At 34.5% G+C, this 20,382-nt stretch carries 27 protein-coding genes; 16 read left to right on the top strand and 11 right to left on the bottom strand.

Going from position 1 to position 20,382, the window contains the following annotated elements; all coding sequences use genetic code 11:
- Positions 1–26: 26 nt before the first annotated feature.
- From odhB to RUH95_RS00120, 4 genes are all read left to right on the top strand, one after another.
- The gene (odhB, locus tag RUH95_RS00135; RefSeq protein WP_313890784.1) at positions 27–1,244 is read left to right on the top strand and encodes a 2-oxoglutarate dehydrogenase complex dihydrolipoyllysine-residue succinyltransferase; all 1,218 of its coding nucleotides are present in this window, start codon (positions 27–29) and stop codon (positions 1,242–1,244) included.
- A 110-nt stretch (positions 1,245–1,354) separates the two neighbouring features.
- Positions 1,355–1,552, top strand: coding sequence for a DUF6501 family protein (locus tag RUH95_RS00130; RefSeq protein ID WP_313890783.1), 198 nt, complete (start codon positions 1,355–1,357; stop codon positions 1,550–1,552).
- A 46-nt stretch (positions 1,553–1,598) separates the two neighbouring features.
- On the top strand, positions 1,599–2,462 hold the full coding sequence (locus RUH95_RS00125) for an AAA family ATPase (RefSeq protein ID WP_313890782.1): 864 nt from the start codon (positions 1,599–1,601) through the stop codon (positions 2,460–2,462).
- Between the two features lie 9 nt (positions 2,463–2,471).
- Positions 2,472–4,355 (top strand): vWA domain-containing protein, encoded by a 1,884-nt coding sequence (locus RUH95_RS00120; RefSeq protein ID WP_313890781.1) that lies wholly within the window; start codon positions 2,472–2,474, stop codon positions 4,353–4,355.
- Between the two features lie 16 nt (positions 4,356–4,371).
- Here RUH95_RS00120 and RUH95_RS00115 read toward each other — a convergent pair whose 3' ends face one another.
- The 3 genes from RUH95_RS00115 to RUH95_RS00105 form a co-directional block, all read right to left on the bottom strand.
- A complete protein-coding gene (locus RUH95_RS00115) occupies positions 4,372–5,565 on the bottom strand; it encodes a toxic anion resistance protein (protein ID WP_313890780.1) in 1,194 nt (397 codons plus the stop codon).
- Positions 5,537–6,214 carry a 5-bromo-4-chloroindolyl phosphate hydrolysis family protein gene (locus RUH95_RS00110; protein WP_313890779.1) on the bottom strand — a complete coding sequence of 226 codons (678 nt, stop codon included), beginning with the start codon at positions 6,212–6,214 and terminating at the stop codon, positions 5,537–5,539. Before RUH95_RS00110 ends, RUH95_RS00115 begins: the two co-directional genes overlap by 29 nt.
- Positions 6,215–6,281: 67 nt before the next feature.
- The gene (locus RUH95_RS00105) at positions 6,282–6,563 is read right to left on the bottom strand and encodes an acylphosphatase (RefSeq protein WP_313890778.1); all 282 of its coding nucleotides are present in this window, start codon (positions 6,561–6,563) and stop codon (positions 6,282–6,284) included.
- A gap of 158 nt (positions 6,564–6,721) precedes the next feature.
- On the opposite strand from RUH95_RS00105, the gene RUH95_RS00100 reads away from it, so the two are divergent.
- Positions 6,722–6,997: a DUF1033 family protein gene (locus tag RUH95_RS00100; RefSeq protein ID WP_313890777.1), complete on the top strand. Its 276-nt coding sequence runs from the start codon at positions 6,722–6,724 to the stop codon at positions 6,995–6,997.
- A gap of 191 nt (positions 6,998–7,188) precedes the next feature.
- Positions 7,189–7,389, top strand: coding sequence for a cold-shock protein (locus RUH95_RS00095; protein ID WP_313891501.1), 201 nt, complete (start codon positions 7,189–7,191; stop codon positions 7,387–7,389).
- 40 nt (positions 7,390–7,429) lie between these two features.
- Here RUH95_RS00095 and RUH95_RS00090 read toward each other — a convergent pair whose 3' ends face one another.
- The gene (locus RUH95_RS00090; protein ID WP_313890776.1) at positions 7,430–8,074 is read right to left on the bottom strand and encodes a hypothetical protein; all 645 of its coding nucleotides are present in this window, start codon (positions 8,072–8,074) and stop codon (positions 7,430–7,432) included.
- Between the two features lie 93 nt (positions 8,075–8,167).
- On the opposite strand from RUH95_RS00090, the gene RUH95_RS00085 reads away from it, so the two are divergent.
- Positions 8,168–8,656, top strand: coding sequence for a YkvA family protein (locus RUH95_RS00085; protein WP_313890775.1), 489 nt, complete (start codon positions 8,168–8,170; stop codon positions 8,654–8,656).
- Between the two features lie 30 nt (positions 8,657–8,686).
- On the opposite strand, the gene RUH95_RS00080 is transcribed toward RUH95_RS00085, so the two are convergent.
- The 3 genes from RUH95_RS00080 to RUH95_RS00070 form a co-directional block, all read right to left on the bottom strand.
- The gene (locus RUH95_RS00080) at positions 8,687–10,288 is read right to left on the bottom strand and encodes an ABC-F family ATP-binding cassette domain-containing protein (protein ID WP_313890774.1); all 1,602 of its coding nucleotides are present in this window, start codon (positions 10,286–10,288) and stop codon (positions 8,687–8,689) included.
- 100 nt (positions 10,289–10,388) lie between these two features.
- Entirely contained in the window at positions 10,389–11,465 is a 1,077-nt protein-coding gene (locus RUH95_RS00075) for a site-specific integrase (protein ID WP_313890773.1), read from the bottom strand.
- A 417-nt stretch (positions 11,466–11,882) separates the two neighbouring features.
- Positions 11,883–12,104 carry a hypothetical protein gene (locus RUH95_RS00070; protein ID WP_313890772.1) on the bottom strand — a complete coding sequence of 74 codons (222 nt, stop codon included), beginning with the start codon at positions 12,102–12,104 and terminating at the stop codon, positions 11,883–11,885.
- A gap of 116 nt (positions 12,105–12,220) precedes the next feature.
- Here RUH95_RS00070 and RUH95_RS00065 point away from each other — a divergent pair, with 116 nt between their 5' ends.
- Entirely contained in the window at positions 12,221–12,394 is a 174-nt protein-coding gene (locus RUH95_RS00065; protein ID WP_313890771.1) for a hypothetical protein, read from the top strand.
- Positions 12,395–12,487: 93 nt separating this feature from the next.
- On the opposite strand, the gene RUH95_RS00060 is transcribed toward RUH95_RS00065, so the two are convergent.
- Entirely contained in the window at positions 12,488–12,958 is a 471-nt protein-coding gene (locus tag RUH95_RS00060) for a DinB family protein (RefSeq protein ID WP_313890770.1), read from the bottom strand.
- 196 nt (positions 12,959–13,154) lie between these two features.
- Complete coding sequence (locus RUH95_RS00055) at positions 13,155–13,304, bottom strand: hypothetical protein (RefSeq protein ID WP_313890769.1); 150 nt, start codon at positions 13,302–13,304, stop codon at positions 13,155–13,157.
- Between the two features lie 78 nt (positions 13,305–13,382).
- Here RUH95_RS00055 and RUH95_RS00050 point away from each other — a divergent pair, with 78 nt between their 5' ends.
- Complete coding sequence (locus RUH95_RS00050; protein WP_313890768.1) at positions 13,383–14,315, top strand: DNA-methyltransferase; 933 nt, start codon at positions 13,383–13,385, stop codon at positions 14,313–14,315.
- Positions 14,316–14,398: 83 nt separating this feature from the next.
- Here the strand turns inward: RUH95_RS00050 and RUH95_RS00045 are convergent, their stop codons facing one another.
- On the bottom strand, positions 14,399–14,710 hold the full coding sequence (locus RUH95_RS00045; RefSeq protein ID WP_313890767.1) for a hypothetical protein: 312 nt from the start codon (positions 14,708–14,710) through the stop codon (positions 14,399–14,401).
- A gap of 246 nt (positions 14,711–14,956) precedes the next feature.
- Positions 14,957–15,175, bottom strand: a complete 219-nt coding sequence (locus RUH95_RS00040) for a hypothetical protein (protein WP_313890766.1) — start codon at positions 15,173–15,175, stop codon at positions 14,957–14,959.
- 237 nt (positions 15,176–15,412) lie between these two features.
- Here RUH95_RS00040 and RUH95_RS00035 point away from each other — a divergent pair, with 237 nt between their 5' ends.
- The 7 genes from RUH95_RS00035 to RUH95_RS00005 all read left to right on the top strand — a co-directional run.
- Positions 15,413–16,465, top strand: coding sequence for a PIN domain-containing protein (locus RUH95_RS00035; protein WP_313890765.1), 1,053 nt, complete (start codon positions 15,413–15,415; stop codon positions 16,463–16,465).
- Between the two features lie 91 nt (positions 16,466–16,556).
- Positions 16,557–16,946, top strand: a complete 390-nt coding sequence (locus RUH95_RS00030; protein WP_313890764.1) for an RNA polymerase sigma factor sigma-70 region 4 domain-containing protein — start codon at positions 16,557–16,559, stop codon at positions 16,944–16,946.
- A gap of 383 nt (positions 16,947–17,329) precedes the next feature.
- A complete protein-coding gene (locus RUH95_RS00025) occupies positions 17,330–17,965 on the top strand; it encodes a hypothetical protein (RefSeq protein WP_313890763.1) in 636 nt (211 codons plus the stop codon).
- A gap of 283 nt (positions 17,966–18,248) precedes the next feature.
- Positions 18,249–18,452, top strand: a complete 204-nt coding sequence (locus tag RUH95_RS00020) for a hypothetical protein (protein ID WP_313890762.1) — start codon at positions 18,249–18,251, stop codon at positions 18,450–18,452.
- A gap of 52 nt (positions 18,453–18,504) precedes the next feature.
- Entirely contained in the window at positions 18,505–19,104 is a 600-nt protein-coding gene (locus RUH95_RS00015) for a transposase (protein WP_313890761.1), read from the top strand.
- A complete protein-coding gene (locus RUH95_RS00010) occupies positions 19,101–19,985 on the top strand; it encodes a hypothetical protein (RefSeq protein WP_313890760.1) in 885 nt (294 codons plus the stop codon). The genes RUH95_RS00015 and RUH95_RS00010 overlap by 4 nt, the downstream gene beginning before the upstream one ends.
- Positions 19,945–20,382 (top strand): hypothetical protein (locus tag RUH95_RS00005; protein WP_313890759.1); only part of this gene is annotated, 438 nt, incomplete at its 3' end. The genes RUH95_RS00010 and RUH95_RS00005, both read left to right, overlap by 41 nt.

The following is a 20,382-nucleotide window of genomic DNA, read 5'->3' as shown; positions in this document are numbered from 1 at the left end:
AGGTTAGATTAGAGGAGGATATTCAAGTGGCAGAAATTATAGTTCCAGAATTAGCAGAATCGATTACAGAAGGTACGATTGCACAATGGTTGAAAAAACCAGGCGATACAATTGAAAAAGGTGAGTTTATCGTTGAACTTGAAACAGATAAAGTAAACGTAGAAGTTATTTCGGAAGAAGCTGGAGTTGTTAGCGAGTTATTAGCGGCAGAAGGCGACACGGTTCTAGTAGGTCAAGTTATTGCAATCGTTGGAGCGGGATCAGGTGCACCAGCAGCACCAGTAGCGGCAGCTCCAACAGCTCCTGCAGCAGTAGAAACTCCACCAGCAGCACCAGTAGCTGTAGAAAATACATCTGAACAAGACCGTACAATTGCAAGCCCAGCAGCACGTAAGTTAGCGCGCGAAAAAGGTATTAACTTAAGTGAAATTTCACCAGTTGATCCAATGGGACGCGTACGTGTTCAAGACGTTAGTGCACATGGTACTGCACCAGCTAAAGCAGCGACACCTGCACCAGCTGCTACAACACCAAAAGTAGATGATGGCCGTACAACTCGTGAGAAAATGTCTCGTCGTCGTCAAACAATTGCTACACGTTTGTTAGAAGTAAAACAAAACACTGCAATGTTAACAACTTTCAATGAAATTGATATGACAAATGTGATGGCTTTACGTTCTCGCAAAAAAGATCAATTCTTTGAGCAAAACGATGTACGCCTTGGATTCATGTCATTCTTTACAAAAGCTGTAGTTGCAGCACTTAAAAAATATCCATACGTTAACTCACAAATCGATGGGGATGAAATTGTGAAAAACAACTTCTTTGATATCGGTATTGCTGTATCTACAGATGGTGGTTTAGTAGTGCCAATCGTTCGTGACGCTGACCGCAAAAATTTCGCTGCGATTGAGGGTAATATTGGAGAACTTGCTAAAAAAGCGAGAGATAACAAATTAGCTCTTTCTGATATGTCAGGTGGTTCATTTACGATTACGAACGGTGGAGTATTCGGTTCATTATTATCTACTCCAATTTTAAATGGTACTCAAGTTGGTATTTTAGGAATGCATACAATCCAAAAACGTCCAATCGCAGTTGGAGAAGAGATTCAAATTCGTCCAATGATGTATGTTGCACTTTCCTATGATCACCGTGTAATCGATGGAAAAGATTCTGTAGGATTCTTAAAAATGGTTAAGGAACTTCTTGAAAACCCAGAAGATTTAATGTTAAATTCTTAATTAATATAAATGCAGATATTCATTTAGTTGAATGTCTGCATTTTTTTGATTTTGATTGCATTGAAATTTAGTTTGGAAAAACGTATACTATTAGTAAAGGAAGTGGTTACATGATCCATTTAAATTGGGCGACAGCGCCAACTATTAAAACAGTTTCTTGTGTACATACAGATGCAAAAAAATTCTTAGTAAGCAATGTACTAACTGTTGGGAAAACATATGAAGTGAAAAATGAAACGGAAGAATTTTTATTTGTTATCGACAATACAGGAAAAGTCGGCGGCTATTACAAAGAATATTTCCAATAAAAACCGATGATAACTCATCGGTTTTTTTTCATAAGGAGACTAGAAAATGAATGAATTAATTATAGAGGAACAAAAGATCCGTTTAGCAAGAGTACATAGTGAGGAAGATGAGCGATTAATAGGTAATGGTGGTTACTTATCTCCGAACGAACATTTATTGAACGATGTACTGATTGCTGTTTCATTGAAAAAACCGGTACTTTTAAAAGGTCCTACAGGCGCGGGAAAAACAAAGCTTGCGGAAACTGTATCGCAGTTCTTTTCTCAGCCAGTTCAAAGTATAAATTGTTCGGTAGATTTAGACGCAGAAGCATTGTTAGGGTTTAAAACGATTGTTTTACATGAAGGTGTAAATTCAATTGAGTTTGTCGAAGGTCCAGTGATCAATGCGATGAAGCAAGGACATATTTTATATATCGATGAGATAAATATGGCGAAATCGGAGACATTGCCTATTCTACATAGTGTTTTAGACCATAGGAGAATGTTGACGAATCCATTTACAGGAGAAGTTATTATGGCTCATCCAGACTTTTCTGTTATTGCAGCTATTAATGAAGGATATATTGGAACTACTCCGATGAATGAAGCATTAAAAAACCGCTTTGTATCTTTTAGTGTTCCGTATATAGCAGGGGAGTTACTTGCTACGCTTTTGGAGGAGCTTTTCCCTGCTGCATCAAATGAATTAAAGGCCGTTATGCTTCATTTGGCAGAAGATTTAATAGAGCAAGTAAAACAAGGTTTATTGTCGGAAGAAGCGGCTTCAATACGAAGTTTGTTTTATGCAGTAGAGCTTGCGCAATATATGGACCCTATAAGAGCGATTGAATATGCGATTGCCGAAAAATTAGAAGATGAGCAAGAGAAAAAACTAGTATTAGAACTCGCTTCTAGTTGGATTAAGTGAGGGATGTAAATGTCCTCTGTTAATCGCTTTATACAATTTAATAATGAAACAATTGAAGCACGGCAATTAATGCATTACGAAAATGTTGCGAAGGCATTAACGAAAAATTCGATGCTACTTGTGAATGAACGTAAACTAATGGAGTTTCAACCTGCTGATCAAGCAATTTCAATTAGTGTGTTTTGGAGACATCGAGAAATAGATATTATGGATGCAGGAAGACTATCGGATATATTTTTAATGTCAGAAGGATTTTGGCAACATTTTAATGTTCAATCATGGATAGATTATCAAATGGATAGACCAAATGAGTTTCCAAAATTAATGGATCAACTGCTTTTTGCTATAGAGGAATTTCGTCTTATTGAAAAAATTCAAAAAAGAAGAGTCGGTACAGCGAAAATATTTGATACCCGAGTTCAAACGTATTTAACTTTTCATAGGCAGCAGCTAATCGTCAATAGTAAAAAAGGGTTTTTAGCAGATGCTTTTATTAGCTACGTTTATATTTGTTTATATGAAGGGACGATGCATGTTAATGGACCAGAGATATTTGGGTTAACGAATCCAATTATTCAAAAGGTGTATGAGTGCAAAAATACACAAGATTCCATAGACATTGTGTATCAGCTAATTTATTTTCTTAAAGAACATATAGAAGAAGATACTTTGTTAGAGTATTATGCGATTATTTCTCCTTCTAACTTGCCAACGAAAGATTTTCATTACCACAAAGGAATGAAGGAATCCGAAGCGGGGGAGAGAGAGAAGAAGGATTCTATCGAAGAAGTTTATCGGACCTGGCATCGTGAAAGTGAGCAAGAAAAAGGGGTTCACTTACAATATGAGATAGAGCATGGGCGAGATGGACGAGCAGATCAGGATATAGCTGCGGAAGAAGGACGAGAAGGACACGAAATAACGGAAATAGGGCAAGGCCAATCGGCTGGAAATACAGACTCTGCAAAGCAGTATGAGATTACAAATAAGAAATCGAATCCGATGAAAAAAGCAGGGAAAGCGTTTGGTAAAGAGCATGTAGACGTCGTTTTTGAAGAAAAGCGCTTAGATGTAATTCCTGCATCAGATGATAAACTCTTACTTCAAACATATCGACAAGAGCAAGCACCATTCGTTAAAGCATTTGTCGAAGAAATGAAAAAAAGAATGGAACAAAAGAAAGTCGATAAACGCGTCAATTTATCGAAAGGTCGGTTATCTTCTAAACAAACAGTGTTATGGACGGAAGAGCGACCTAAGCCATTTTATAAAAAGTCTGCTCCGAGCAAACAGTTGGATGCTGTGTTTGGACTTCTCGTTGATGGTTCTGCTTCCATGCAGGATAAATTGGAGGAAACAAAAAAAGCAGTGCTTTTATTTCATGATGTTTTGAGAAAATTGCATATAACACATGAAATTGTCCTGCATTACGAGGATGCATTTGAGGCGTCTGAGACGAAGCAGCCGAATACGTTTGAATGGGTTCATAAATTAGAAGATGGACAAAAGGATAGTGGGATGCATATTCTTTCTTTGGATTCGCATGAAGATAATCGAGATGGATTTGCACTTAGATGGATGGGAAAAAGGCTGGAAAATAGGCAAGAGGTGCATAAGTTTATATTGCTATTTTCGGACGGGGAGCCATCTGCATTCGGTTATGCTCAAAATGGAATTATGGATACAGCGGAAGCAGTAATCGAGCTGGAAAGGAAAGATATTTCAGTTTTACACTTATTTTTAAATGATGCAGAAGCAACAGAAGAACAATTAAATCTTTTTCACTTAATTTTTGGTAAAAAGACAGCAACTGCATCATCCATGGAAAAGTTTTCCGAAGAAACGCTTAGACTATTGAAAAAAATATTACATCATGTGGTGAAAAGTTTGTAAGAAAAACGACCTTCTTTTATTGAGAAGGTCGTTTTTGTGATTTGTCCGCTATTAATAGAAGACGTTGTTTTAATTCTTCTTCCATACGGCCAATTTCAATTTCTGCTGCTCTTCGTTTTACTCGACCATCTGCTTGAATCTGAAGAGTTTCTTCGATCGTTTGAAGTAGGTTTTCTTGTGTTTTCTTCAATGTATCAATTTCTATAATGCCACGCTCATTTTCTTTCGCCGTTTCAATGCTGTTCACTTTTAGCATTTCTGAATTTCTTAGTAATAAGTCATTCGTTGTCTTGGTTACTTGTTTTTGTGCTTCAACTGCTTTTTGCTGACGATTTAAAGTAAGTGCAATTGCTATTTGATTTTTCCAAAGTGGAATGGAAGTCATAATAGATGCTTGAATTTTTTCAGCAAGTGTTTGATTTGTTTGTTGAATCATTCGAATTTGTGGTGCCGTTTGAATCGTAATTTGACGCGATAGTTGTAAATCATATGTACGCTTTTCTAAACGATCTAAGAATTGCGCCATATCATTTACTTCTTGAAAAGCCATTTGATCGTTCGAAGCTTCTGCTATTTTGCGAAGTTCTGGAATCGTTACATTAATAATTTCTTCTTTTTTAAGCTCGGCAGCGGCAATATAAATGTTTAGTGCTTGAAAATATGCTTTATTTTGCTCATATAATTTATCCAAGCTTTGAACATCTTCTATGAGTCCGCGCTTAGAATGTTCTAATTGAATGCCGATTCGATCGACTTGTGTGCTTAGTTTTTGATATTTTGTCATCATTTCTTGCACAGAGCGGTTTACTCGATTGAATAATTTTTTTATACCCGTTTGTTTCTGAGCAGATAAGTCGTCGGGATTCATCTCGGATAGTTTACTCATAAGATCACTTAAAATATCTCCAACGGGGCCAATGTCCTTTTTTTGAACATGGTCGAGCATTTGATGAGAAAATCTAGATAGTTCAGTTTGAGCATTTGCGCCATAAGTCAAAATGGCTTCATAGTTACCAGCAGGTATTTGATCTGCGAGTTGATGAGCTTTTAGTTTTTCTTCCTCCGATAATCGATCAATTAGCTTTGTAGGTAGTGGATCGGAATTCGTTGGTGCAGGTGACTGCTCTTTTTGCGTGCTTATATCAAATGGATTTGCTAGTAAATCATCCATTAGTAGGTTATTACTTGTGTTTGCTGAATTTTCGCTCATGTTCTGATTCTCCTTTTAAATATAAGGGATTTTCTTTGGTGCCCACAGATAATTTTGCAAAATCTAATTCCATTTTTAGATGCTCAATGTCTGCTGATAAAACGTCTTTTAAGTCGTCTTCCATTACGGCACTGATTGATTGCAGTGTATCTCGTGTATCTTGTAGCGCAATTTTCATTTCTATATCTTTAACTGGTTGTGACACGAGAAAAGTATATTTCGTTGTAAGTTCAACAGCAGAATCTAAATGTGCATAGAAAAACCTCTCTGCTTGGTAAAATTTACGTGGATTTGTTTTTACTAATGAAATGATGCGTTTTGCAAGTCTAGTCATTTCGAAAAGTTGTTTGAAAGAGCTAATGGATCTTACTTTTAAATAATGACTATTAAGTGCTTGAATTTTTTTATTCGCTTCTTTTAATTGCTTTTGTATATGGAAATACTCACTAAGAGTCAATTGATGTTTTTTCATAATACTTCGCCGTTGTAATTTTTTTATCGAAAAATTTGAAACGACATATACACCTAAAGCTACTGCTGAGCTTATTAAAAATCCACTTTCAACTGGGAAAAAGAAGATAAACCAGGAAGAAATCATAATTGGGATATTTATAAAATGTCGAATGATTGATTGTCCAACTTCAGTCATAATCGGTTACCTCCTTACTATCTACAATACATTATACGAATAGGAGAGAAGAAGGTTTCAAAAAAGCTTAAATAATATCCGTTTCCATCGTTGTGTAGCCGACTAATTCATCTATTAGTTCGATAGCAAACGAGTTTTCATGTGTCATAGGGGAGACACCTTTTTGAATGTATGTCAAAAACTCTTCTAAACTACCACTATCGCCTTCAATATCAATAATTATTTCTTTGTCCTCATTTTGTTTACAAAATCCTTTTAGCCCAAGAGATTGTGCTTTTTGTTTGACTAAAAAACGGAAACCAACTCCATCAACATCTCCGTGCATTTCAATATACGCTCGCTTTTTCATCGAAAACATCTCCCCTTTACCGTTGAATTGTCTTAGTTATAACTTAACTGATAATTTCTTTTTTTTCAAATTAAATACGCTAGGGAAGCCTTTTGAGTAGACATTTTTTGTTATCGAAGTACAATATGAGGTAACTAAAAGTATTTGGGGCGATAATTATGTATGAAATTATTTATATGAAAGCGGATTATGAACCGTGGTGGGCGTTCGAAGGTTGGGAAGAGTATATTAAAGAGAAATTTACATTTGAGAATGAAGAAGATGCACTCATTCATTTGCATAAAATGTTAGCCGAATTTCGAGAAAAATTTCCAAAGGAGAAGGCTAAGGACGATAAATACTGGGCTTTTTGGTCAATAAAAGAACAATGCTTTTGCGATTCTTGTGATGAAGATTTGCAAATATATCATGGGTTAATATGGAATGTTATATAAGATAATTTTGAATTATCTAAATGTTGGTTGACTATATTTATGAAGCTGATATAATTTATTTAACAATTTAATGTGAAAAGCCGCATTAATTATTCACATATTCTATGTAGTAATCGATGTGATGTCGGTACTGCATGGAATATGTGAATTTTTATTTTCACATATTGACTAATTTTTTGGAGGTAGGAATGATGAAACAAGGTACTGTGAAATGGTTCAATGCTGAAAAAGGATTTGGATTTTTAGAAGTAGATGGAGAAAACGATGTATTCGTACATTTCTCTGCTATTCTAGGTGAAGGCTTCAAGTCACTTGAAGAAGGACAAAAAGTAGAGTTTGAAGTTGTCGATGGAAACCGTGGGCCTCAGGCTGCAAATGTAACGAAACTATAAGTAACCAAAAGGCTTTCCACAGCGGAAGAGCCTTTTTTCTTTATGAAATTTGATCAATGGTAGAAGAAATAATTGTTTCTTCTCCTTCGATATTCATGATAAATTCCCTTTTTATCTCTCCAAAGTCTTTCGCAAAATATTTCCGGACGATTGTATTTTGTTCATCGATTTTTTCAATGACGATGACATCTGTAAATGTTTGGACATTTGTTTTTATTGTTTCAGTTGTAGAAGTTACTTTCCAGCCACCAAACTCACTACCGACAGTTAAAGGTGCTACGAGATAAATCTTTTTCTCTTGCATCGTATTTAGTTCTTCTAAAGTAGGCGTTTTTTCGTCGTATGCTTCTTCGTTTTCCGCTAGTATACTAACTTTTTCATCGGTTATTTTATATATTCTTTGTAAAACAGTACCACCATTATTTTCATATGTTACGACATAATTATCAGACAAATGAACTGTTTTTAACGTATAAGATGCATATTCATTACCTTCACCTATAAAATTGGCTGATGCTTGATCTGCCATAAAAAATTGTCTTAAATCATTAGCTTTTTCTAGTGGAAGTCCTTCTGAAACAGTTGGTTCATCTTTGTTAGATGCAGCGTCGTTGCTAATAGGTTGTTCATTTGTGCACGCAAAAAGAATAAGAATAGGAATTAACAATAAGACTAATTTTTGCATTCGATTCTCCTCCTCACTATATATAGATTAGTCGTGTAAGATGTTTTTATGTTTCATTTTTGGTATAGTGAAAAAAAGAGAGGGGAGATTTCCATGGATGTGGAGTTAAAAAAAGAGTTACCACCTTATGAAATTCAGCGTGATTTTTACATAAGTTTACGCACGAAAATGGTAGACTATTTGGCATCAAAATCAGGAAAAGGAAGCAAATTTGCTCCTTACTTATTATTTGCACCTGATTTATTTCATCTGCTTGTAAAAGCGTTATTAGATAATCGAATTGATGCGAAAAGCAAAACGTTAATCGGTAGCGGAATATTGTATTTTATATCGCCAATAGACGTAATGCCAGAAGGACTGATCGGTCCAGGTGGTTTTATAGATGATATTATTGTGGCGACTTTTGTTGTAAATATGCTTTTAAATAAATTTTCACCTGAAATTATTGAAAAGCATTGGGCAGGGGATGTAAATTTATTAACGGCTTTACAAAAAATCTCAGAAACAAGTCATACGTTTTTAGGGAAGCTTCCAGCACGATCGATGCTTGGTCGTTTTATCAAAACATCAAAAAAAGCGTGAGGGAATTAATCCTTCACGCTTTTCGAATGCTTACTTTTGTAGTTGGTCTTTCCACTCTAAATACTCATCATAAGTTAATTGCTTATCTAAAATAGATCCGTCTTCTTGAATTTCAATTACACGGTTTGCAATCGTTTGAATGAACTGATGGTCATGAGATGTAAAGATCATTGCACCTTTAAATACAGTTAAGCCATTATTTAATGCTTGAATTGACTCTAAGTCTAAATGGTTTGTAGGTTCATCTAGTAACAGAACATTCGACTCAGAAAGCATCATTTTAGAAAGCATACAACGAACTTTTTCTCCACCGGAAAGTACAGATGGCTTTTTCTTCACTTCTTCTCCAGAGAACAACATACGTCCTAAGAATCCACGTAAGAAAGTTTCGCTTTCGTCGTCTGGTGAATATTGACGTAACCAGTCTACAAGAGAGGCTTCGTCTCCTTCAAAATACTTAGCGTTATCAAGAGGGAAGTATGCACGTGTAGTTGTTACACCCCAACGAACAGATCCTTCTTGTGTTTCTTCCTCTTCTGCCAAAGCACGAAGTAAAGCTGATTTTGCTAACTCGTCACCAAGTAAGATGATTTTATCGTCTTTATTTAATGTAAAGTTCACTTTTTCAAGAAGTCTTTCTCCTTCAAATGTATAGCCTAAATCTTGAACTTGTAAAATATCATTACCGATTTCACGTTTCATGGAGAAGTTTACATATGGGTATTTACGTGAAGATGGTCTAATATCATCTAGTTCTATTTTGTCTAACATTTTTTTACGAGAAGTTGCTTGTTTTGATTTAGATGCATTCGCACTAAATCGAGCAATAAACGCTTGAAGTTCTTTAATTTTTTCTTCTTTTTTACTGTTTTGGTCAGAAGCCAGTTTTGATGCAAGTTGGCTTGATTCATACCAGAAGTCATAGTTCCCAACATACACTTGAATTTTGCTGAAGTCTAAGTCTGCAATATGTGTACAAACTTTGTTCAAGAAGTGACGGTCATGGGATACAACTATAACCGTGTTATCAAAGTTGATAAGGAAATCTTCTAGCCATTGAATTGCTTTAATGTCTAAATGGTTAGTAGGCTCATCGAGTAAAAGAACATCTGGTTTACCGAATAATGCTTGAGATAATAAAACCTTTACTTTTTCAGAACCTGTTAATTCAGCCATTTTCTTTTGGTGCATGCTATCTGGAATACCTAATCCTTGTAAAAGGATAGCTGCTTCAGATTCTGCTTCCCAACCATTTAAATCAGCGAATTCTCCTTCTAATTCAGCAGCACGCATGCCGTCCTCATCAGAAAAGTCTTCTTTCATATAAATAGCATTTTTTTCATTCATAACTTCATATAGGCGTTTATGGCCCATCATTACTGTTTCTAAAACATTGAACTCTTCATATTCGAAGTGATTTTGTTTTAAAATAGCTAAACGCTCATCAGGGTTCATAATAACATTACCTTCTTGGGCCTCAATTTCCCCAGATAATATCTTGATAAACGTTGACTTTCCAGCTCCATTTGCACCGATTAAACCATAACAGTTGCCTGGAGTGAATTTTATATTCACGTCTTCGAATAATTTGCGATCTCCAAAACGAAGACTTACATTACTTACTGCAATCATTACTAGTACCTCCTAAATTCACAATGTTTTTATTATAGCACGAACTGGAAGCAAAATCTACAAACCCTTGATTCATCTAGCTTTCAATCTACCAAACATACTAGTTAGCCCCATTATTAGCCCTAATCGTTTGCAAGCTTTGACTAAACAAGAGAACAGATTCTACTTCTAATTCTTTTAGTACATGTCCATATACTTCATAAATCATTTGAGGGGTATTTCCCAAACGTTCTGCTATTACTTTTACATTTAATCCACGACTCAATAATATTGTACAATGTGTATGTCGCAGACCATGTAATGTTATTTTATGGAGAGCCGTTCTTTCAATTATTCTTTTTATTAACCGAGCTGTACTCGAAAGAGGATTCCCACCATGATCTGAGATAAATACAAATGTTTCGTCTTCTAATTTTCTTCCATAAGATAATAAAGTCTTTTTGCACCATTTTTTGTAGGTTATCAATTGATTTATTACAGTTTCATCAACTAAAATGGTGCGGTAAGAATTTTTAGTTTTTGGAGCACGTGGACCGTACCAATCTCTTGTCCGTTCAATTTTGATTGTTTTTTTCTCGAAGTCAATATTTTTCCATTGGAGTCCCATTGCTTCTCCGCACCGAACGCCGGTATAGGCTATTGTCAGTAAAAAACTATAGCTTGTTATATTTTCGTGTTTTTTGGCATCGTTTAAAAACGTAACCAATTCAGCAGGGTTTAGAAAATTCTTAATAACTTCTTCATTATTATCTGATATAAATGTTACTTTTTTGAAGCGATTTCGGGGTAGAATTTCATTTTCTACTGCGGCATTAATAGCGATTTTAAAAATGTTGTGCCAGAGACCGATAGAACTTGATTTGAACTTACCTTCAAGCTTATTAATGAAATTTCGTTCATATGTCAATTTGTCTAATTCTTGTAACTTGTAACTCCCGACTGCAGGTTTTAAATGGAGTCTGATTAATGTTTTTCGAAGATCCCGCGTAGTTTCCTTCCATTTCTTTTTGTTCATATCATACCAAATGTCTAACCATTCAGCGACAGTTAATTGGTCGTATTCTACTTGTTTCGAATTTCCTCTTAAAGTGGCAGCTTTCACGTCTAAAAGAGCTTGTAGGGCAGCTTTTGACCTATTTAAGCTGAGTTTAGGGGAATCTAAAGGAAAATGTATCAAAATACATCGAACGTGCTGAAATCGCGAATAAAGCGGAAAAACAAGCTATCGATGATTTGATTACTTATGAAGCGGAATATCGCAAATTAGAAGTCGATTATCGCAATCAATCTAGTGAAATAGAAAAACTAAAAAAAGATATAGAGTATTTAAACCGAATCAACATATGAGCTTGGTTGTGATGGAAAGATATCTGACAGAAAATAAGCGATTTAATTATTAGTTATGAGAGATTTTGCAAAGCTGTTTGGCATTATTTAAAGAAAACTAATTCAATGAGATGTGAGCAATTAACATTATTTTAAAACGCATTTCGACCAAAATGTGAATTGAATTAACAAAAAAGGCCTAGGAATATCAATCAAGGACATTAGAGTTGGATATTCTCACAATTTCACATGTGGATTTCGATAACTATTAATTCCTATTTTTTGAAAAATAATTAGCTATTTGTTCAGTTAAAAAGAATATCGCTAATCCCACAAATAATATAACAAAGGAATTACTTATTAACGGCTTATCTTGCGCCATTTCAAAGAGTGCATTTACAAGAAGGGTAAATCCCCAAAATGTAAATGTACTTTGAAATGCTACATTAATACTTTTTTCATTAATTTTTGAATTTGGTTTAAAAAACATTATTTTTTCCTCCGTTTCTTTCACAACACGATACTAGGTTTTAAGAATATTAAGCTTCATAAATTTTATACTAGTTTTGGATATTATTCTATAAGCTGCAGAAGGGATTAACAATAATGCCAGTAAATCAAAAGGTAAAGTACGAAGTGTATGACGATAGAAATGTAAATGCTGTTTTATTTTCTCATGAAAGTTCTTATGTTTGCACTCGTTACATTGACAACAAACGTGCAGAAAAAGGAGGAATGGTAAGTAGTCATCTTTGGATCAGAATGGTAGCAAATAACTAAAATTAATGCACATTCCGACCAAGATGTGACACTAAATGTACGGTATAAAAAAGTAAAGGTGTATCACCTAAGTGATAACACCTGTGAGATAAATTAATCCCAAACACGTACTCTTGGAACTCCTGCCATTCTTAAGTAATCCAGCAATTGGCCGGTATGCACAGATTCATGATAGGCGACTCTTAGCAACATGTCTCCAAAACTTCTTATGTAGCCTGAATCTGAACGATCAATTTTAATATTGGTTAAATCTTCTTCAGTAAATAACCTAATTGTTTCTAAAAACTGAATTCTATATGGTTCAGCAAATTCCAATTCGGCATTCACAGTGGTAAAAGGCTGTTTTTCGAAAGGAGAATCAAAAACTGACAGACTGCCGTGATTTTGGATTGCTAGATGGTAATAATGCTCACTTTCTAGAACATGCCTAATCATCTCTATACAAGTCATTGCTTCGTCATCGGGTTTCCATATTAGTTTTTCTTGGGGAATAGATGTCCAAACCTTAATACTTCTTCTTCGTACTTCGTTGAAATTTAAAAGAATTAAATCAATTGAGTTCAAAAATTTTCCTCCTTTTACTAGTATGTTTTGAATATACACGAATAAGTGTTCGATGAAAAGGCATGATTTTAATAAATATATTATTGCTCAGTTCGACCATTATATGAAACTAAAAAGTAATATTGTAGCAAAAAAAAGAGCCATAAAGGCTCAGAAGCAAACTGGTAAAGCAAAGGATATTCTGTTCGATTTATTATTACATCCCATAATCGCAGTATGCACTGCTTGAATCACTTTCGATACCCTTTATTACTTCAACTTTTTTATCAGCATGTGCAGGTGAGGAAATAACTAAAATAAGTGCAGAAGTTAAAAAAGCTGTAGTAATCCATTTTTTCTTTTTCATATTTTCACCTCCTTTAACACTAACAAGTAAATTATACAATATTATAATTATTTTGAAAACTTTGAAAGGATGATGGCAATGAAACTGAATAAAATCTATCAAGGACATTGCCTTGATGTTTTAAAAACACTTTCAGAACAGAGTGTAAATACTGTGGTCACAAGCCCTCCATATTGGGGATTAAGGGATTATGGTGTAGATGGTCAAATAGGTTTAGAAAGCTCTGTAGAAGAATATGTAATGTCGTTAGTAAAGGTCTTTAGAGAGGTTAAGAGAGTACTTCGAGACGACGGTACACTTTGGTTGAACCTTGGTGATGCTTACGCAGGAAGTGGAAAAGGTGCTTGGTCTGAAAAGCATAAGCAAAAACATGTATATGTTCCAAATCCTATAGGCGTTGAAACAAAGATTAATAATGTCCCTACAGGGTTAAAACCAAAAGATTTAATCGGTTTGCCGTGGAGAGTAGCTTTTGCCTTACAAGCTGATGGATGGTATTTAAGACAGGATATAATTTGGAATAAACCTAATGCAATGCCTGAGAGCGTGATAGACAGACCTACTAAGGCTCATGAATATATCTTTTTACTAAGTAAATCACCTAAGTATTTTTACGATCATGAAATCATTAAGGAGCCAGCTATTTACGGTACTCAGGATATCAGAGGGTCTCAAGGGGCATTCGGTCAACCACAAAAGCAAAGAAGAGAAGATAAAGTTCGTGGTTCTTTCGATGGAAAGTATGGAGATGAGGCATTCCGAGCAATTCGTGAAAAGAGAAACAAGAGGTCAGTATGGACAGTAACTACAAAACCATTGAGAGAAGCACACTTTGCAACCTTTCCGGAAGATTTAATAGAGCCTTGCGTATTAGCTGGTAGTCCTATCAATGGAGTTGTTTTGGATCCATTCTTTGGTTCAGGAACTACAGGATTAGCTTCTCTTAAACATGGCCGTAATTTCGTGGGGGTCGAACTTAATCCAGAGTATATAGAAATAGCAGAAAAGTGACTAAGTGAAGTGCAGCTGGAGTTAATACATGAAACGTAAAACGACATCACGAAAAAAGAGCCAAATTTCTTTGGCTCAAAGTATTAATCAATATCTGGGAAATGTTCTTCAAAATAATCTACTGCTCGATGTTTTAGTTGTTCATAAGTTTCAAATTCTTGTTTTTCGAACAGAGCCGGATAACGTTCTTTATAAAAGTCATAAATAGCATCTGTCTGTTCCGATAGATAAAAAAATCCGCTTGGACTATTAACACTTGGAATTTTTTCTTTTTGTAATTGCTCCAAACGTTTTAGTGCAACGTTTAAAGATACTTCTTTTCTCAAAAGATAAGATTCAATTGCTTGTATTTCTTTTGAAGTTGCAACATTATACGTTCCGCCAAGATTTGACACAAAACTACCACCTTTTCGACTTAATGTTTCTATTTTATCAGTATTTTCATAAACTACCAAGTAATTCTCTAAATGTCTTTTGTTCATGTTATTCAGTAACTAGACAGGAGTTTTTGCAATGTTTGAATCTTGTTTAGGTTATGGTCGCAAAAAATCACGTTGTAAATGTCGTTATAGATTGATTAGAAAATAATGAACAGTTCGAACATAAAGTTTCGTAAAGGCATCAACTAAGATACCTTTAATTTATTTGAAAAATTCATAGAAACCAAAATTCATTGGGAACGCCCAGAGATAGGCGCCGAATAAAGCTACTGGCCCAATAAGAAAATTAAATAGACTTTTAGGCAGCCATTTAAAAAGTAAACTATAAATCAAAGTTACCGTAAACATCGTGGCCATTAATACTAGCAATGGACCTATGATGTACATGTAGTCAATTTCTACACCTTCGAATATATTCATTTGGAGAATCACCTTACCTTGATTAAATAGTAATTAAAATAACAGGATTCTTCCCGTCTACTTCAACAATTCTATTTTATCACATTGGATAGTCATTGGTTATTATGGAAAAATTTAAAATGGGTGCTAGTACAATGATACTAAATGTTGGTATAATAGAACTACCTCTGTGTGGGGAATATGTGATTGTGACGCATCCAGTCGATGACTTGGGTGCGGTGAGAAGAGGGAAGAGTTTTGACGATAACTGTATTTTTAGACACAAATATAATTATGAGTGACTACAAGATGGAAAGTCAGTGGTTTAGAGATTTTTTGGATGTACATCAAGAATTAAATAAGGATGAAAACTTTAATATATACTTGACGGAAATGAACTTTCATGAAGTAATAAAAAACTATAGAAAAGATTTAAATAGCGCCTTAACACATATGAAAGACTTCACTACGAAGCTTTATAAACTTGCTGATGTTGAAGAGGTAGGATTCGATAGAAAAACAATTAAATCCACACTAATAGAGAATTTTAGTAAAGAGATAGAAGATAAATTCTATATCTATAAACCAACTTTAAAAGCTTATGAAAAGGCTGTATCACGGTATTATTCAATTAAAATGCCTTTTAGAGATAATAAGGAAGAGTTTAAAGACGCTATTATTTGGGAATCAATATATGACTATGCTGAAAAGTTTCCTGATGAGAAAGTCTATTTTATTTCTAACAATTATAAAGATTTTGCGATAGAGCAGGATAATGGGTATTACTTATTCCATAGTGATTTTGATGATAAAAATAAGAACATAAAGTTTTTTAAACATATAAATGATTTTCTAAAAGAAATAGAATATTTGAGAACTCATCATTTTTCTTTCCAAGAGATAGATGACATCATTAAGATTATTGAGGTTTATTTAAATGATGACATAAACAGGAACAGTACTGTTGAAATTGAATTATACTACATTTTTTCAAATAACTATTTTGAAGCTGATTATTTTGATGGATGGGGAACAGACCCTATCATTAATGAGCTTTGTGAAATAAAAGTTGATGAGTATAGGGAAATATTAGAACAAGAAAATTATTTCTACATTCCAATTTCTTTTGAGGCAAATATAGAATACTCAGTACAAGCAATAAACCCCACTTACGAAGGTTTTGCTGACGAAAATGAATTTATCCAATCTGAACCTAGAGATGGTGATTTCGTATTGAAATGCTTAGTTGTTTTTAATGCAACAACAAGAAGAGTAGAAAAAATTGAAGATGTAAGTATTGAGAACATATAGATCCACCCAGCCAACTGGAGGACAACTTTTGATTACAGTATTGTTGTATCATTTGTTGCCTTCTTTTTTTATCACATAAGGAGTGAGTTATATGGAAATCATAACGAATTACGTGGACCTTTGCAGAAAGATAGATATTATTGAAACGCAGCTCATGCAGGTGGATGTGGACTTGAAGTATTGGTTCGGAAAAGGTGAGCTTCCTTTCACCGGGAAAGGCTCAGATGACTTCGGGGTAATTGCATCGTTAGAAAATATTCAGGTGTATCATGATAAGAAACACAGGTTGCAGAAGATGCTGGAGTTTTATCTTGATGTGAAGCAAGAGACTGAGGATAAGATCAACCAGTTGGAAGGGTTGAATTATCAAATTGCGAGGATGAAGTATTTGGAGAATAAATCTTATAAGGATATAGCAGAAGAATTAGGAAAGTCTTATGGTTATATACGGAATGTGGCATCTCTTATTGTAAAACCATAAATATTAAAGATCAAATACACTCACTAACTAAGTGAGTGTATTTGTTGTTGGTCATAATATCCATATTTGTTATTAATATAGATGTGTGTTATTGTCAAACCTAAATAATATTATTACAAGGAGTGTAAATCTATGAAGTTACAGAAAGATTTTATGACACGTTTTTTAATATATCCAATTGGGTTTTTGATTGTGGTAACATTACTCTGCTTATTCCAGAGTAATTGGAAAGATTTTGATATGACTATAAAAATAATTCTTACTTACTATATCGTTATGTCAGTTTGGTTTTATTATGACTTGAAAAAAAATAAAAATTACAAATAATACTAAGTGTGTTATTATTTAGAAGTATTGGGAAATATTTCTTTAGGAGGACTAAGATGAGATTTGCAAAAAATATTTTTTATTCTAAGTTTTGTTTAATAACGCTAGCTTTAATTATTTCTATTTCGTTTGTTTTTAGTACTACAGCTAGTGCATTAGTAAGCGATTCATCTGAGTATGATCAACAATTAGAACTAGATGTTGCAGAAGCATTAGAATTAATATTAGAGGGTGCTCTTTTGTATGACGCTAAGGGTAAAGTGCTTGGGTATAATAAAGATATATTAGAGGACGAGTTAAAAGATAATTCTTTGTTAGAAGAAATTTTATTGGGGTTAGAAACTGAAAATTTATTAGTAAGCGAAAGTCATATTCAAAAAGAAAATGCTAATATTATCAGGCCAATGGTTGTGGCTTGTGGATGGTATTTGAAAAATGAAACTGCTGAATATGCAAATGCAAAAAACAAATGTGTGCTGGATGGACTGAAATCAAATTATACGATAACAGCCATTAGTGCTGGGGTTGTAAACGCTATTTATAATAAGGAATATACAAAAGCAGCGGGAGAGTTGATTAAATCTGGATTAAAGGCAAATGTAGCAGGAGTTGTTGTTGTCCTAGGTGTAATTCTAACCACTTGTATTAGTAAAATGGAAAAGCAATTTCCTGGTGATAGTAATTGCGAGTAAATATGTTATTAAAATGAATTAGTATTCTTAGTTTACATAAAAATACTATTTTTATTAAATTAATTACTATATATACATGACAACAATATGACAATCAAGTTGCAAAAACTAAAAACATAATTATAATTGAAACAAAGAGACTACGTGCACGCTTATGGTGGTGTTGGTAGTACATAAACTTAATATACTTATATAAGGCGCTCGCAATTTGTGGGTGCTTTTTTATGTAATTCGGAAGGATTTTCACCTTCTTTGGCGAATGTTGTCAGCAGGAGGTGGAGAAATGCGCTTGAATGTTAAATATCATCTATTTGATACAACTCATGAAATGCTAGTGTCTGAAGGTGAGAGATATCAAATAATCCATATTGATGATGAAGTTGATCTTGATAAACACGAAAATCTAAAAATAGTGAGTAGTGCGATTGGAAAAGAAATCAATAGATCTACTTCAGATATTAAAGTGTTAGGTTATGAATTAATTTAAGCATCCTCCAAGGGTGCTTTTTCTATGTCAGAAAAGCAAATAGCATAATGGGGTGATAAGATGTGAAAAAAATAAAGGGGGCAGGAAAAGCAAATATGAAACTCATGTAGAAATAAGGTTATTTGAGATTGAATGCTGGGCTCGTGATGGTTTAATTGATGAACAGATAGCAAATAATTTAGGCGTGGCATACTCAACATTTAGAGAATATGTAAAGGAGTATTCGGCATTATCGACAGCCTTAAAAAGGGGCAAGGAAATAATTGACTATGAAGTTGAAAATGCCTTGCTAAAACGAGCATTAGGATATGAATATAGAGAAAAGAAGTATGCTCAAGTTGAAATGTCAGAGCAGGAACATTATGCATTAATACAGGTTGCAGTAATCAAGTTCAAATTAGATAATCCAGAAGCAACACTTGAAGAGATTCATTTAGTTGAATTGCAAGTTTCAAAATATAAAAGTATGCTCGTTGAAGAAAAGACAAAAGAAGTCAGTCCAGATACAACAGCACAAATATTTTGGCTTAAAAACCGCCGTCCAGATAAATGGAGAGACAAACAGGATATACAGCATAGTGGCAGTATGGAAATCAATAATCCTCTTAAAGGCTTATCTACTGAGGACTTGAAGAAGCTGATAGACAAATGACTGATTTAGAAAAAATTAAACAGATGGCCAAGATAGAGCTCGCTAACCGTGAGTTCTTTTATTTTTGTCATTTGTTAGCTCCTGACTTCTATGCAACTGATCGCCAATACCTAATTGACCTATGTAACGACATGCAAGACTTATATGAGTCAGACGATGATGTGTTAATCATTAACGTACCACGTAGGCATGGAAAGAGCAGAACAGCAGTAATGTTAGCTCAATGGATTTTTGGACAGAACCAAGAAGAAAAGATAATGACTGGATCATACAACGAAACTCTTTCAACGATGTTCTCAAAGGGTGTTCGAAATGGGATATCTGAGGAAAAGGCTGATAAGGACCGTATTATTTACAAAGATATATTTCCTGAAGTCCATATCAAACAAGGTGACGCAGCTATGAACCTATGGAGTTTAGAAGGTGGATATAATAACTATCTTGCTACTTCTCCAACAGGTACCGCAACAGGGTTTGGTGCATCGGTTCTTATTATCGATGACTTAATTAAAAACTCACTCGAAGCTTACAATGCATTAACACTTGAAAAACATTGGGATTGGTTTACAAATACGATGCTTTCACGTCTTGAAGAAGGCGGTAAAATCATCCTTATCATGATAAGGTGGGCAAGTAATGATCTTGCGGGTATGGCACTCAATCATTTCAAAGATGAGAAAAAGGCAGTTCGACATGTACTCATGAAAGCATTGCAAGAAGATGGTTCAATGTTATGTCCTGCTGTTCTATCCAAGGATAGCTATGATATGAAAGTTCGAGCTATGGGTATCGATAGAATTTGCAGCGGTAGAAAAAGCATATCACAAGCTATCTGTCCAATTGGAGTCGATAACATCTATTTTATATCGCTTCACAGGTAAAGCACCTCGTGATCTACTGCTAGAAAAGTATAAAAAGCCAGCAGATGCAAAACGAGATGAACTGATTATTCCGGTAACGATCATAATGAAAGCCACAACTGCACAACAGTTACTGCTTGCAGGAAGAAAAGAAGAAGCAGTAAAAGCGATAGAAGATATTCCATCACTAGTAGCAAAACTATCTAGTACAAATGCGTTCCATCAAGCATTAATAAAAGAGTTGGAGAGACTTCAAGCAATCGTCTTCCCACCACCTGTAACTCCAGTGGTTCCGACTCCACCAGTAACACCACCGTCAACAAGTGGTAATGGAGATAGTGGGGGTTCGTCTGAAACTTCGGCACAACGAGCATTACGTTTAGCAAAGACAAATGCAATTAAAGATTTAGCAAATTAT

Source organism: Psychrobacillus sp., assembly GCF_032154225.1.
In the GTDB taxonomy this organism is placed as follows: Bacteria; Bacillota; Bacilli; order Bacillales_A; family Planococcaceae; genus Psychrobacillus.
This window is presented reverse-complemented; position numbering and strand designations above follow the sequence as displayed.

Excerpts from the sequence above, each read along its gene's own strand:
- RUH95_RS00080 (WP_313890774.1), bottom strand. The coding sequence starts at position 10,288 with ATGATTGCAGTAAGTAATGTAAGTCTTCGTTTTGGAGATCGCAAATTA.
- RUH95_RS00020 (WP_313890762.1), top strand. The coding sequence starts at position 18,249 with ATGCGCTTGAATGTTAAATATCATCTATTTGATACAACTCATGAAATG.
- RUH95_RS00115 (WP_313890780.1), bottom strand. The coding sequence starts at position 5,565 with ATGAGCGAAAATTCAGCAAACACAAGTAATAACCTACTAATGGATGAT.
- RUH95_RS00040 (WP_313890766.1), bottom strand. The coding sequence starts at position 15,175 with ATGAATATATTCGAAGGTGTAGAAATTGACTACATGTACATCATAGGT.
- RUH95_RS00125 (WP_313890782.1), top strand. The coding sequence starts at position 1,599 with ATGAATGAATTAATTATAGAGGAACAAAAGATCCGTTTAGCAAGAGTA.
- RUH95_RS00095 (WP_313891501.1), top strand. The coding sequence starts at position 7,189 with ATGAAACAAGGTACTGTGAAATGGTTCAATGCTGAAAAAGGATTTGGA.
- RUH95_RS00085 (WP_313890775.1), top strand. The coding sequence starts at position 8,168 with ATGGATGTGGAGTTAAAAAAAGAGTTACCACCTTATGAAATTCAGCGT.
- RUH95_RS00065 (WP_313890771.1), top strand. The coding sequence starts at position 12,221 with ATGCCAGTAAATCAAAAGGTAAAGTACGAAGTGTATGACGATAGAAAT.
- RUH95_RS00090 (WP_313890776.1), bottom strand. The coding sequence starts at position 8,074 with ATGCAAAAATTAGTCTTATTGTTAATTCCTATTCTTATTCTTTTTGCG.
- RUH95_RS00070 (WP_313890772.1), bottom strand. The coding sequence starts at position 12,104 with ATGTTTTTTAAACCAAATTCAAAAATTAATGAAAAAAGTATTAATGTA.
- RUH95_RS00100 (WP_313890777.1), top strand. The coding sequence starts at position 6,722 with ATGTATGAAATTATTTATATGAAAGCGGATTATGAACCGTGGTGGGCG.
- RUH95_RS00010 (WP_313890760.1), top strand. The coding sequence starts at position 19,101 with ATGACTGATTTAGAAAAAATTAAACAGATGGCCAAGATAGAGCTCGCT.
- RUH95_RS00030 (WP_313890764.1), top strand. The coding sequence starts at position 16,557 with ATGGAAATCATAACGAATTACGTGGACCTTTGCAGAAAGATAGATATT.
- RUH95_RS00055 (WP_313890769.1), bottom strand. The coding sequence starts at position 13,304 with ATGAAAAAGAAAAAATGGATTACTACAGCTTTTTTAACTTCTGCACTT.
- RUH95_RS00120 (WP_313890781.1), top strand. The coding sequence starts at position 2,472 with ATGTCCTCTGTTAATCGCTTTATACAATTTAATAATGAAACAATTGAA.
- RUH95_RS00110 (WP_313890779.1), bottom strand. The coding sequence starts at position 6,214 with ATGACTGAAGTTGGACAATCAATCATTCGACATTTTATAAATATCCCA.
- RUH95_RS00050 (WP_313890768.1), top strand. The coding sequence starts at position 13,383 with ATGAAACTGAATAAAATCTATCAAGGACATTGCCTTGATGTTTTAAAA.
- RUH95_RS00130 (WP_313890783.1), top strand. The coding sequence starts at position 1,355 with ATGATCCATTTAAATTGGGCGACAGCGCCAACTATTAAAACAGTTTCT.
- RUH95_RS00105 (WP_313890778.1), bottom strand. The coding sequence starts at position 6,563 with ATGAAAAAGCGAGCGTATATTGAAATGCACGGAGATGTTGATGGAGTT.
- RUH95_RS00025 (WP_313890763.1), top strand. The coding sequence starts at position 17,330 with ATGAGATTTGCAAAAAATATTTTTTATTCTAAGTTTTGTTTAATAACG.